Raw genomic sequence first — 13,897 nt, 5'->3', positions numbered from 1 at the left:
TTGCTTGTGTGTTAAAAAAATCAATTTCAAATGCGTAACTCATTATTCAATGAATAATAAGGCTAATCTCACTTGGTCATAGCCCATACGCGGATTGGTATTTTCCACGATCGGACGCAACTTGATCGCACCATCTTCACCAAAATGTTCAGGACTCTGTCTTTTAAGTAATTTTTTATAGATTTTACGTACTTGTTCAACGACTTCATCCCCAGGATGAGCAACCGAAATATCTAACCCCTGCTCACGATGAAGTTTGCCTAAGTGGTTAATAATGGTTGCTGGCGTTAAACCACGCTCAACCGCAATATCCTGAATTTCATAACCATTTTCAAAGAGTTCGCGAGTTTCATCGAGAGTCGCGGTGGCATAATTGGCTTTACCTGCATTTTTGGCAATTTTTTTCTCATTACGACTAATCTCAAGCTCATTGAGTGTGCCACCACAGTGCCGAATAAATGCCTTGTGTTGCGCTTCTAAATCAGCATCACCAAAATGCGCTTCTGCTTCATCAGAGAGCTCTTGAAATCTTCGGTCGGCTTTAATTGCTAAACTGTCTAATTCTAATGCTTGCTCATTGAAGCCGAGCAACCTCAGACCATCAATAGATTTCAAACGAGATAAGGCGACATAGCCCTGACCCTTTTCAAAGGTATTCGCCAAATTGATTTCCGCCGCCGATAAAGTCATCCCTTGAGACTTATGAATAGTAATCGCCCAAGCTAACCTTAAAGGAACTTGGGAAAAACTCGCGATTGTCTTTCCTGCATCATTATCAACAGACCAGGTTTCAGGTTCGACCACCAGAACAGTGCCGTCTGTTAATTTAACTTTAGGTAATACCCCGTGATCATCTACTTCTTCAAAGCCAATGACTTCACCAAGGCTGCCATTGATATAACCCACATCAAAATTGTTTTTTACAAACATGACTTTGGCATGTTTCTTTAAGGTCAATTCTTCTGGTGCACGTACGGAAGATTTTAATGTCTCAATTAATTTTTCATTACCATCCATTTGTGCACAAAATTGATGACCATCCCCATCAATCTCATTTAAATGACGGTAATTAATGGCATCAACATCCATATTATGGGTATACAAACGTGTAAATGTCTCACCAATATCTTGCTCACGCGTTTGTTGTAAAGCTTGAATATGCTCGGCTTGAATATTTTGCGCACGGATTGCATTCAAAATATCATTCAAGGCTGAGTCATCTTGTCGATGTTGTTCAGTTAAATAACAAACACGAAATTTCGCTTCTACCCAAGCCTGGGACATAAAACAGAATTTATCTCGATTTTTTTCGTCATTGCGTCCGACTGGTGGTAACTGGAAGAAATCTCCAGCGGCAATCACCTGTATGCCACCAAATGCTTCATCAGACTCTTTAAAAAACTTGAGCACTTGATTAACTAAATTAAGCTGCTTCGCATGTAGCATCGAAATTTCATCAATGATCAATACCTGCGCATTTTCTAAATGCTCTTTGAGATATTTACGCTCTTTCATGCGTTTTAGATCATCATCTGATAAAAAATCTTTGATCCCGATCCCCGCCCACGTATGAATGGTCATCCCATTCATGTGTGTGGCTGCAATGCCTGTAGATGCAGTAATGGCGACTGAAACTTTTCGTGCCTTAAGATAATTAATATATTGATTAAGCGTATACGTTTTTCCTGCACCCGCAGAACCTGTCAAAAAGACATTTTCTCCTGCTTTCATTAACTTCAGTGCAGTTTCTTGTTTCATATGTGCTTAACCTAATTTGAACGCTCATAGCCTAACGACATTTCATCAAAAAGTTAAGCCAAAAATCAGTCTTATGATCATGTTAACGCGTGAATACGTCAATTTAAGGCGCATCAGTTGTTGATTTGTTCAGGATCTCCAAAATTCCAAATCAACATTTCATTGACTTGATGTACAAACTCTTTGGCCTCCCTCACAACCTTTAGATCAGCAACTTCGTTATTGGGCAAACGCAGTTGGTCAAAATGAAGCTGATCGAATTTAAAAAAACAACCGAGTGTCAAATGCTGTGAGGGATCATGTAAATTTGACATATGGAACGCCACATATTCACCATCAATAATTCTTTGGGTATAAGATAAAGCCAGACAATGTTTATAATTTACAGACTCTTGAATAATTTGCTCTAATTCATTCAACTCCACAAATTTCCAATTCTCTGTATACATGACTGCTTGAGGTGATACTCGTTTCCAATGACTTTCAGCATGTCTCAATTTCAAAGTCGTCAATGTATCCACATAATGTAAATGCTGATGCCAACGTATTGCTTGCTGATACCATGCGGGCCATGTCATATTTTTCGAAATAGTTCTATCTTGTTGGAAAAAATCAATTAGATAATCTGCGACATAAGAGTCAAAAATATTATTGCTTCGGTTATATTGAGAATTTGGATGCTTAAAGCGCTGCCTAAACTCATCTAGATTGATATGATACTGCTGCATTAAAAAATGAAAATGCGTTTGATGTTGTGTTGAAGGCTCAATAAATTTGATGATTTCATCAGGCAGATCTTTAACTAAATCATTTAAAAACAACATATAAGACTGCATCACTTGAGAAATACGTTTAAAGACATATTTTACTGAACTCAATCCTTGCTGATCCAATGACCATAACAAGTCCAACCATTCCTTAAGATATAAAATAGAAGCCGTGAGTGGCTGTGATTTTGTTAAATCTTGAGCATTTTGTGCCTCATTCAATGTATATGAATGATGCTCAGTAGATAGTTCAAACCATGATTGTTGCTGTGAAATACGCAAACACTCAGAAATAAATAAACGACCGATAACCTGTTCAAAATATTGAATCGAGAGTTGTATGACATGCGGATGTACTTTAGAGCAATCCACAAAACTTAAAGCGGTGACGGCCAATCGAATATTGGGATCTTTTAGATTTTCACTTACCCAGTCGATGACAAGATAATCTTGTTTAAATAACCAATTCACTGCTCTTTTGTGTATAAACAGTGGCGACTGTTGCGCTATATCTTCTACCCAATACTGCACATCTTTATTTAAAAAATTTTGTTTATTGAAAATATCTTGATACTGCCAATACCCTCGTTTGATCCAACGTGTAAAACCTAATAAATGCGGTGTTTGCTCGTTATGCTGTTTGAGTAAATTGAAATCAGGCTCTAAGTCTACCAATTGAGATAAGCTAAATTGTTCTTCGAAAGAAATTTGTGCCATACGATATAACCGTTTTGGCAACATTAATTCTGCTGAAGTGCTTAACCGATCGTATACTGGAATCAATTTTTGCACTGCAAGAAAATTATCTCCCATGACTGAATTGACCAAGCACAGATGTTTAAAATTTAGTTCAACTTCCAGAGGTATTTCAGCACCAAATCGACTGAAATTCAGCAAATGAGGTTCATCATAATACTCACTTTGCATCATGATTCGATCTAACTGCATCGCTTGCTGATCGGTCAAATTATAGAGGTACTGTTCAACACGATTTTCTCCATCGACCCATTTAAAGACTTCTTCAACCAGCATTTGACGAAATAACTGCACTTTCGTTTTTAAATATAAAGAATGATGTGAGGCCTTATGATTAAAGATAAAACTAAAATCATTGAACATAAAATCCGCAATTTTTTGAATCTCGACATTTGAGTGGGATGTATAAAATTGAATTTTATAATCATCGATACACTCAACTGTGAGCAGTCCATCTGCGATCACTAAGCTATTATTTTCCTGATCAATTACGAATAAATTTTCAGGCGTAATCGTCCATAGATATAACCACTGATCCTGAAATACGGCTTTGAGTGTATCGCAATGATCAATTAATGCCTGTGCAGTATATTGATGACGTTGCTTTGGATTTTGCGGAGGACACGCCAGCATACAGTTTGCCTAAATAAGAAAGACTGGAAGAATTTTAAAAATAACAACGATATAACTATATTATTCTATCTTAAAATGAGTTGTGCTATTCAGATTCTGTAACTTTTGTATGAGTCAGATAAGCAGTTCGTATCATGCAACAATTATATGAAAATTTCTTGAAAGTACGTTTGACTCACTCCTCTGACTGTATTAAAACAATCTCATACTAAGAACTTTAGAGACAATAATGAAAACAGTGGTGATTACAGGTGCAAATACAGGAATTGGATTAGCGACAGCAAAAAAATTTGTTGAAGATGGTCATCATGTCGTACTTGCCTGTCGTAATTTGGATAAAGCTCAGAAAGCTAAAGCAGAAATCAGCACCAAAGGTCATGGTCAAATTGATATTGTAGAATTAGATTTAAATGATTTAAATCAAGTCAAATCTGCAGCACAAACTTTAAAAGAAAAATATTCACAGATTGATATTTTGGTCAACAATGCAGGTTTAATGACGCCTAAATTAGAAGAAACGGCTAATGGTTTTGAAAAACAAATAGGTGTCAATTATCTAGGACATTTTGTGTGGACAATGCAATTGTTACCTTTACTTCAAAACGCGCCTTCAGGCCGTATCATTCATCTTGCATCCATGATGCATGTTCTGGGTAAAATTGACACACATCAATTTAAATTTCATTCTGTTAAAAAGTATAACGGTGTACTCAGCTATGGAAATAGTAAATTAGCAAATTTACTATTTAGTCATGCTTTAGCTGAAAAGCTCAGAGGCACATCTATCACCAGTAACGCAATTCATCCAGGTGGTGTGGATTCCGAAATTTATCGCGAGCTTCCTAACTATCAATATCGCGCTTTAAAATTGTTCTTAATCTCACCCAACAAACCGGCAAATCTTATTCATCAAATTGCGTTATCACCTGAATGGTCTAAAAAAACAGGTCAATACAAAAGTTTGCAAACACCAGCTTTTCAATCTTCACATGCGAAAAATCGTAGTTTAGCTCAACGATTGTTTGACGATACAGAACAACTTTTAAAAGAATATTTATAGTCAATCTAAACAATTTTGAATCAGGGAATGAATCAATAGATGATCGAAAAAATGAGTGCTGAGACCACGCTACACTACCAACCCGACATTTTAGGTGAAAAATTTGAACAACATATTTTCAAATTTACGCCTGATTATGATGGTGAGGTTATTGCAACATTAGTACGTCGTCCATCGGATATTCCATCAACAAAAGCTGTGCTGTATATCCATGGCTTTATTGATTATTTCTTCCAACAAGAAATGGCGAAAAAATTTAATGCCCAAGGTTTTCATTTTTACGCCATTGACCTTAGAAAATACGGTAGATCACTACTTCCGCATCAAAAACCTTATTTTGTGAAAGACCTAACCGAATATGATGAAGATATTCATGCCGCATTGAATGCAATTCAGAGTGAGGGAAATGAATCGGTATTATTATGCGGTCATTCTACAGGCGGTTTAACTGCCACTTATTTTTCAATTCGACACCCTGATTATCCATTGATTAAAGCAATCTGGGCCAACAGCCCATTTTATGATTTCAATATGAATGTTTTGAAAAAGAAATATGCGCTTCCAATGATTGCAAAATTAGCTCAGCAATTTCCGTTGATGCAATTACCAAGTGAATTAAATAAGTTTTACGTGAAGAGTTTGCACGAAAATTTGAACGGTGAATGGAGTTTTGATCTCAAGCTTAAACCTAAAACCTACACCAAAGTGTATTTGAGTTTTATTGGTGCTGTTGTGAAAGCACAGCAGAAAATTCAATCTGGTCCTAAAATTTCAGTTCCACTCCTTGTTATGCACTCAAGTCGCACGACCAATCCCAAGAAATACAACATTAATGCTCAGACCTCTGATGTGATTTTAGATGTAAAAACCATCGAAAAATATGCAAAAGCATTACAAGGTGATGTCACTGTAATGACAATTAAAGATGGCCTGCATGATTTGGTTCTTTCAAAAAAACTGGTTCGTCAGCAAGTGTATGACCAACTCTTTGCTTGGCTTTCTTCAAAAAATCTTTAAATTCTGTTCATCTAAGACCTTATTTTACTGGTCTTGATTGTTAATGTGTATTGATCAAGCTGAATGGACTTTCTCTTGGTCATACAATATTTCTATTCTTCAACCTCCCCATCTCTTCACAGACCTTTGCGACCAATCTCCTTTTCACCCATTTGAAATATTATTTCTTGCTTGCTGTTTCTTGTTTTGAGCCATGGAGAAATTGGGTTGGTATTTGGTAGGTACACATAATCGCAAGAGTGTCCAATACTGCAAACACGGTAAATATCACCGACCACAACAATAAATGGTAAAAGGAATCTCACCATGGCTTTTAAAAATATTGCAGACCAAACAAACGGTTTTTATATCCCTTGTGTTTCACTTTTCGGACCAGGTAGTGCTAAAGAAGTTGGAAGCAAAGCTCAAAATTTAGGGGCTAAAAAAGCACTGATTGTGACTGATGCAGGTTTATACAAATTTGGTGTCGCAGATATCATCGCTGGCTATTTAAAAGAAGCGCAAGTGCAGAGCTACATATTTGCTGGTGCCGAGCCTAATCCGACTGATATTAATGTCCACGATGGTGTGGAAGCATACAATAATAATGCTTGTGATTTTATTATTTCTTTAGGTGGTGGCTCTTCACATGATTGTGCTAAAGGTATTGGTTTAGTGACTGCAGGTGGTGGGCACATTCGCGACTATGAAGGAATCGATAAAAGCACCGTTCCGATGACACCTCTTATTGCAATCAACACAACTGCAGGAACTGCTTCGGAAATGACGCGTTTTTGTATTATTACCAATACAGAAACCCATGTAAAAATGGCAATCGTCGATTGGCGTTGCACTCCACTCATTGCCATAGATGATCCTAAACTGATGATCGCAAAACCTGCAGCGTTGACAGCTGCAACAGGTATGGATGCGCTTACTCATGCCGTCGAAGCCTATGTTTCAACAGCAGCGAATCCAATTACGGATGCCTGTGCTGAAAAAGCCATTAGCATGATCAGTCAATGGCTGAGTCCTGCGGTTGCTAATGGTGAGAATATTGAAGCACGTGATGCAATGAGTTATGCACAATATTTGGCAGGCATGGCATTTAATAACGCCTCTTTAGGTTATGTACATGCCATGGCTCACCAATTAGGCGGTTTTTATAATCTTCCGCATGGTGTATGTAACGCGATTTTGCTTCCCCATGTCTGTGAGTTCAACTTAATTGCCTGCCCTGATCGTTATGCCAAAATAGCTGAATTAATGGGTGTAAATATTGAAGGATTAACCATTAATGAAGCTGCATATGCAGCAATTGATGCGATCAAAATCCTATCTCAATCCATTGGCATTCCATCAGGATTAAAAGAGCTTTCGGTTAAAGAAGAAGATTTAGAAGTGATGGCTCAAAATGCACAAAAAGATGCCTGCATGCTCACTAACCCACGTAAAGCAGATCTCCAACAAGTCATCAACATTTTTAAAGCTGCAATGTAAATTTTTGAGTTGCTAGATCTAAAAGAGAATCTGGATACACTTCAGATTCTCTTTTTTTTATTCTTTGGTTCACAATCGAATTCGGTAGTACATTACATCAGGAACAGCGGCTTTAAAATTTTGTAGGTATATAAAAATGGGAATAAAATACGTTAACAATATGAAGAATATGCTTTAGGCCGTTGTGTTTTACTTTAATTCGGCTCAATTATGATAGTGCTGTAAAAGTTGTTGCGTTGAATGATCTTGCGGTGATAACTCCATTAAACGCTCCATTGCATCAACTGCATCAGGATTTCGTGCAATGTATTTTAAAAGCACTTCAACATCACAATATTTAAAAATTGCTTCGCTCAAACGCGAATCTAAACAATTTCGCCAAGAACACAAGAATGGGCTTTCTGTTTTTGCGAGCATTACACCATTGACCTGCTGTAAAGCTTTATCAATAAATCCAACGTCTAAAGCATTTTCGATTTGGAGGAAATCAGCCTCAATATGCGCCAGTAATTTATAGGGTCTTGAGCCTAACATTCCACCCAATAAATCTCGAAGCTGCGACATTTCAGCTTTTAAAGTTCCCATGCTTACCTTTCGTTCCCCATATAAAGCTTGATGAAGCGAATCTAAGCTAAGACCTTGAGGACATAATGCCAATATTGTCAAAATTTCAATCTGTCTAGGTGTCACCACCAAGGTACGTCCGTTAAATATAACTTGAGGAATTCCAAAGGTACGAATAAATAAATGTTGGCGTTGATAATTCAGTAATGCTGATTGTATTAAAGATGCACAACGTTCTGCTGCGAGTAGTCCAAAACTATTGTGATGATCCCATGTCGTTGATAAATCTAATACACCAATGAGTTGCTTCGAAAATGGATCAACAATTGGTGCTGCATAGCACACCCAATCATGAATAGACTCCATATAGTGTTCATTTGAAAACACACAACTTGATTTTTCAGTTTTCAAGGTTAATGCTAAAGCATTTGTTCCAACCACTTCCTCCCGCCATTGACCGCCTTCAATAAAGTGAACACGTTCTGCAGCCTTACGCATTTGTTGACTAGCTTCCGTCCAAATAATGGTGCTGTTGATATCGCCTACCGCAAGTACCATAGATGATTGTTGTGCAACATGTTTTAACTCTTGTTCACATATTTTCAATGCTTGATTTAGGCTGTTACTTTCAACAGTACACGTTGTGATCAACGGCGCTACCATTCGCTCTTTCGGAATTTCTGCCAACTTCGATCTTTGCCAAGACTTTAAAATATGCTGACCAAGTTGTTTCGCCTGTACAGTTGAAAGACTGATTTTCTCTCTAAGTGTTTCTATTTGTTGTCTTTGCTTGATTAGAGTCTGCATTGAGTTCATTCCTTATTATCTCAACATTTCCCAATATGCATGTGTTGTACTTATTATAGTTATAGTATTTGTTGATCAGTTGTAAACCTTCATCATTCCAACCTTTTTCCAACCTTATAGTGGTTATGTTAACTCATCAATAATAGAAGATATCTAATACCAAAGACGAAGATATTTTCCATAACTTTACAGCACAACCAAAGGATGGACACTATGCGCTACGCTGATCCCAATCAACCAGATTCTAAAGTTCAATTTAAAGCACAATACGAAAATTTCATTGGTGGGAAATGGGTTCCTCCAGTAAAAGGTGAGTATTTTGATAATCTTTCTCCAGTAGACGGGAAAGTCTTTACTCGAGTTCCCCGTTCTTCAGTAGAGGATATTGAACTCGCTTTGGACGCAGCTCATGCCGCTAAAACTGAATGGAACAAAACGTCTGCAACAACTCGCTCTAACATTTTATTAAAAATAGCAGATCGCTTAGAAGAGAATCTAGAATTACTTGCTGTGGCAGAAACATGGGACAATGGTAAACCTATCCGTGAAACCTTAGCTGCAGATATTCCACTGTGTATTGACCATTTCCGCTATTTTGCTGGCTGTATCCGCGCACAAGAAGGTGGTATTTCAGAAATTGATGAAGATACTATCGCCTACCATTTTCATGAGCCATTGGGTGTCGTTGGACAGATTATTCCTTGGAACTTTCCGATTTTAATGGCGGCGTGGAAACTTGCGCCTGCATTAGCAGCGGGGAACTGTATTGTCTTAAAACCAGCTGAGCAAACTCCTGTCAGTATTCTAGTTTTAGTTGAACTGATACAAGATATTTTACCACCAGGTGTGCTGAATATCGTCAATGGTTATGGTGTTGAAGTAGGACGCCCTCTTGCCACAAACCCACGTATTTCAAAAATTGCATTTACCGGCTCAACTGCAGTCGGTCAATTAATTATGCAATATGCCACCGAAAATATTATTCCAGTGACATTAGAACTTGGGGGCAAATCTCCAAATCTTTTCTTCGAAGACATCATGGATAAGGATGATGAATATCTAGATAAAGCGCTTGAAGGTTTTGCCATGTTTGCGCTGAATCAGGGAGAAATCTGTACTTGTCCATCACGTGCTTTAGTCCAGGAAAGTATTGCAGATAAATTCTTAGAGATGGCTGTAGAGCGCGTGAAGCGAATTAAAACGGGACATCCACTTGATACAGAAACCATGATTGGTGCTCAAGCCTCGCAAGAGCAACAAGATAAAATTTTAGGTTGTATTGCTACAGGTCGTGAAGAAGGTGCTCAAATTCTTACGGGTGGTCAAGCTCGTGAAGAAATTGGACAAGGTTTTTATATTGAGCCGACGATTTTCAAAGGCAATAACAGCATGAAAACATTCCAAGAAGAAATTTTTGGACCAGTTTTGGCTGTGACAACATTTAAAGATTTCGACGATGCCATCAAAATTGCCAATGACACCATTTATGGATTAGGTGCTGGTGTTTGGTCTCGATCAGCGCATACTTCATATCGTGCAGGACGTGCAATTCAATCAGGTCGAGTCTGGACAAATTGCTACCATATCTACCCTGCTCATGCTGCTTTTGGCGGTTATAAAAAATCAGGGATTGGTCGTGAAAATCATAAAATGATGCTGGATCATTACCAACAAACTAAAAATTTATTGGTGAGTTACTCTACTAAACCAATGGGTTTCTTCTAAAACAAAAGCTAAAGAAGCGGCAGATTGCCGCTTCTTTTCTGCTACAGGAGTTTAATGGATTAGCTGGCTTGTAGACTTTTCATATCAATCACAAAACGATATTTCACATCACTTTGAAGCATTCGCTCAAATGCCTCATTAATATTTTGCATATCAATGACTTCTACATCCGACACGATATTGTGCTCACCACAAAAATCAAGTAGTTCTTGAGTTTCTTGAATCCCACCAATCACCGATCCAGCGATTGATTTTCTTCCCATAATCATGGGTACGGAATTGCTGCTAAATTCTCCGAGATAGCCTACCAATACTAGTGTCCCACTCAATGCAAGTGTCGGAATATAAGGCTTTAGATCATGATCATATGGCACAGTATCAATAATTAAATCGAACTGATTTTTCACTGATTTCATTTGTGTTGGATCTGTTGATAACACGACATGATCTGCACCTAAATCACGTGCATCCTGTTCTTTATTTGCTGATCGTGTAAATAAAGTCACTTCTGCACCAAGTGCATGAGCAAGTTTAATCGCCATATGACCTAAACCACCGAGTCCAACAACAGCCACTTTAGAGCCTTCACCGACATTCCAATGTTTTAATGGCGACCACGTCGTGATCCCAGCACATAAGATGGGTGCAATGGATTGTGTATCTAAATTTTCAGGTACTTTCAATACAAAATCTTGGCTCGCAATGATCGTTTGTGCGTAGCCACCATAAGTAGGTGTTTGATCATGACGATCTAAACTACCATACGTTTGTGTATTGCCAGCTTCACAATATTGCTCCAAACCTTGGTGACAAGCAGAACAAGTACGACATGAATCTACCATACACCCGATTCCGACCAGATCTCCAACCTTAAACTTCGTTACCGATGCTCCGATGCTTTTTACGCGACCAATTACTTCATGACCAGGTACAATTGGGTAACGACTAAAACCCCAATCATTACGCGCTTGATGTAAGTCAGAATGACATACACCGCAGTATTCAATATCAATAATGACATCATCGGGGCGAGCTTGACGTTGCTGAAACGTATATGGAACCAATGGACTTTTAGAATCAAGCGCTGCGTAAGCTAAAACATTATGGGTCATCGTGACTCCCTCAAGCTGTTAATTTCGTACTCTCTTATTCGTTATATCACATCAATATTTTTAATAAATTTAGCTGAGTCTCAATTTAATTTCTTTTTCACTTATTTTTGTAATTCGCGCTCTACAAAATGCAAGCGATCTTGCCCCCAGTACATATTTTCCCGCAAAAAAAATGTAGGTGCTCCGAATACCCCTCGTTGTACGGCATTGTTTGTTTCATCAATCAATTTTTGTTTTACCACCGGATCTTGGCTTAAATCCAAAAGTTGCTGACCGTCGATTGCATCACCTTGAAATAAATTTATCAGAACTTCTGGATCGGCTAAATTCAAGGGCTTTCTAAACATCGCATCAAAAAGCTTGGTCAAAATCACTTCAAAATATTCATCATGATAGATTTTCACTGCCGTTAATATACGCATTAAAGTCAATGTATTCATTGGAAAATATGGATTCATCTGCATCGGGATCTGATAATAATCTGACCAACGACTTAAGTCTTGCATTGAATAGATCCCTTTAACAGGCACCTCAATTGGACTCTTGTTACCAGTCGACTTAAAAATTCCACCCAATAAAATTGGTGTGTAATCAATCACTGCATTATATTTTTTGGTGATTTCTTGTAGCTTATAAAAAGCCAAATAACTAAATGGACTGCCAAGATCGAAATAAAATTCAACTTTTTGTTGTTGTGTAGTCATGTCTTATCCTTATTAAATATGATTACCACTGTTCAGACCATGGTCGCAAATCCAATTCATGTGTCCAAGCATCTCGTGGTTGATGAGCAATATGCCAATAGTTATCAGCTATATGTTGAGGATTCAAAATACCGTCATGCTGTTTTTTTTCATACAAATGAGGGAAAGTATCTTTAATAAAATCAGTATCAATCGCCCCATCAATAATGATGTGCGCAACATGAATATGATGAGGCCCTAACTCTTTTGCCATACTTTGGGCTAAGGCTCTTAACGCATGTTTAGCGCCAGCAAAAGCGCTGAAATATGATGAACCACGGATGCTTGCTGTTGCACCAGTGAAAATGATAGTGCCGCGCTGCCTTGCGACCATCCGTTTAGCGACTTCACGACCATTTAAAAAAGCACTAAAACAAGCCATTTCCCAGATTTTAAAATATTTACGTGCTGTTTCTTCTAGAATGCTACACGGCACATTTGCTCCAATATTAAAAACCAATACTTCAATCTGACCAATGTCACGTTCAATTGTGTCAATCAGTTGAATCACTTGATCTTCTTTTCTTGCATCTGAAGCAAATCCATAAGCTTTACCACCGTGTGCTTCAATCTCTCGGATGACAAGTGCAAGCTTGTCTGCATTGCGTCGAGTCATACAAGCAGTATATCCACCTCGTGCAAAGCGTTTTGCGATCTCACTGCCTGTGGCATCTCCTGCACCAATGATCAGTGCGACCTTGTTATATGTTGATTTTTCTTCTGAATGATTAATTTCTGACTGCTGATCGTTCATCATCTCTCCATTAAATAACGATCGTTATTATAACGATCACTATGTTATAGTTTTGAGGCACAGTCAATGGTTATTGAATATTCAATATGAGATATAAAGCAGGATACAAAGAAGAAAAACGTCGCGAAATTTTAAAAACCAGTGGTGAACTCGCAAAAAAACAAGGTTTTAACAATACTGGGGTTGATGGTTTTATGCACGCTGCAAATATGACCAGCGGTGCTTTCTATTCTCACTTTTCTTCAAAAAACGACTTATTTAAAGCCTTAATCGAATCTGAAATCGGAGCAAGTATTCAACAGTGGGAAATGAATCCTCATCAAGATCCAGAATCTTGGTTAGATTTTGAAATGAACCGATATCTTTCTCTATTACACGTTCAACACCCAGAAAAAGGCTGTGTTTTACCCTCACTTGCTGCTGAAGTTTCACGCGCTGATGCTGACATTAAACAATGTTTTGAAAAAGAACTTCAGCGTGGTTACAAACTATTTGCGCAGTATGCTCCAGAACCTGATTTCGCTTGGGCTATACTCTGTCAAATGGTGGGCTCCGTACTATTAGCGCGTGGAGTTCAAGATGAACGCTTAAAAAAAGATATTCTCAATTCTAGTCTAGCGATGCTCAAGAAATTATTAAAAAAAGAGATTGCGAAATAAATCGTTTTATATTGTTTTATGGACGAAACCCTAGTTCCAAAAGTTCTATACTATAATCTCCTC

Annotated in this window: 11 protein-coding genes; 5 read left to right on the top strand and 6 right to left on the bottom strand. The window is 37.9% G+C overall.

Annotated features, from left to right (window positions below; translation table 11 throughout):
- Positions 1-42 precede the first annotated feature (42 nt).
- Complete coding sequence (locus tag AC1M9I_RS00665; protein WP_481589920.1) at positions 43-1,758, bottom strand: AAA family ATPase; 1,716 nt, start codon at positions 1,756-1,758, stop codon at positions 43-45.
- A gap of 113 nt (positions 1,759-1,871) precedes the next feature.
- Positions 1,872-3,914 (bottom strand): hypothetical protein, encoded by a 2,043-nt coding sequence (locus AC1M9I_RS00660; protein WP_481610529.1) that lies wholly within the window; start codon positions 3,912-3,914, stop codon positions 1,872-1,874.
- A gap of 229 nt (positions 3,915-4,143) precedes the next feature.
- On the opposite strand from AC1M9I_RS00660, the gene AC1M9I_RS00655 reads away from it, so the two are divergent.
- The 3 genes from AC1M9I_RS00655 (at position 4,144) to mdh (ending at position 7,470) form a co-directional block, all read left to right on the top strand.
- Complete coding sequence (locus tag AC1M9I_RS00655) at positions 4,144-4,974, top strand: SDR family oxidoreductase (protein WP_481594585.1); 831 nt, start codon at positions 4,144-4,146, stop codon at positions 4,972-4,974.
- A 51-nt stretch (positions 4,975-5,025) separates the two neighbouring features.
- A complete protein-coding gene (locus AC1M9I_RS00650; protein WP_481610601.1) occupies positions 5,026-5,991 on the top strand; it encodes an alpha/beta hydrolase in 966 nt (321 codons plus the stop codon).
- Positions 5,992-6,297: 306 nt separating this feature from the next.
- A complete protein-coding gene (gene mdh, locus AC1M9I_RS00645) occupies positions 6,298-7,470 on the top strand; it encodes an iron-dependent methanol dehydrogenase (RefSeq protein WP_481592708.1) in 1,173 nt (390 codons plus the stop codon).
- Positions 7,471-7,674: 204 nt separating this feature from the next.
- Here mdh and AC1M9I_RS00640 read toward each other — a convergent pair whose 3' ends face one another.
- Complete coding sequence (locus AC1M9I_RS00640; protein WP_481594584.1) at positions 7,675-8,850, bottom strand: sigma-54-dependent transcriptional regulator family protein; 1,176 nt, start codon at positions 8,848-8,850, stop codon at positions 7,675-7,677.
- Between the two features lie 204 nt (positions 8,851-9,054).
- Between AC1M9I_RS00640 and exaC the strand changes: the two genes are divergently transcribed.
- Positions 9,055-10,566, top strand: coding sequence for an acetaldehyde dehydrogenase ExaC (exaC, locus tag AC1M9I_RS00635; protein WP_481592710.1), 1,512 nt, complete (start codon positions 9,055-9,057; stop codon positions 10,564-10,566).
- A 59-nt stretch (positions 10,567-10,625) separates the two neighbouring features.
- On the opposite strand, the gene AC1M9I_RS00630 is transcribed toward exaC, so the two are convergent.
- The 3 genes from AC1M9I_RS00630 to AC1M9I_RS00620 form a co-directional block, all read right to left on the bottom strand.
- Positions 10,626-11,678: an NAD(P)-dependent alcohol dehydrogenase gene (locus tag AC1M9I_RS00630; protein WP_481592711.1), complete on the bottom strand. Its 1,053-nt coding sequence runs from the start codon at positions 11,676-11,678 to the stop codon at positions 10,626-10,628.
- Between the two features lie 101 nt (positions 11,679-11,779).
- The gene (locus tag AC1M9I_RS00625; RefSeq protein ID WP_035263778.1) at positions 11,780-12,382 is read right to left on the bottom strand and encodes a 2-hydroxychromene-2-carboxylate isomerase; all 603 of its coding nucleotides are present in this window, start codon (positions 12,380-12,382) and stop codon (positions 11,780-11,782) included.
- Positions 12,383-12,404: 22 nt separating this feature from the next.
- Positions 12,405-13,175: an SDR family oxidoreductase gene (locus tag AC1M9I_RS00620; protein WP_035263780.1), complete on the bottom strand. Its 771-nt coding sequence runs from the start codon at positions 13,173-13,175 to the stop codon at positions 12,405-12,407.
- Between the two features lie 86 nt (positions 13,176-13,261).
- On the opposite strand from AC1M9I_RS00620, the gene AC1M9I_RS00615 reads away from it, so the two are divergent.
- Positions 13,262-13,834, top strand: coding sequence for a TetR/AcrR family transcriptional regulator (locus tag AC1M9I_RS00615; RefSeq protein ID WP_481592712.1), 573 nt, complete (start codon positions 13,262-13,264; stop codon positions 13,832-13,834).
- Positions 13,835-13,897 lie beyond the last annotated feature (63 nt).

Source organism: Acinetobacter sp. ANC_7553, from assembly GCF_056779895.1.
The sequence above is the reverse complement of the archived record's forward strand: the minus strand, read 5'-3'. Positions and strand labels throughout refer to the sequence as shown.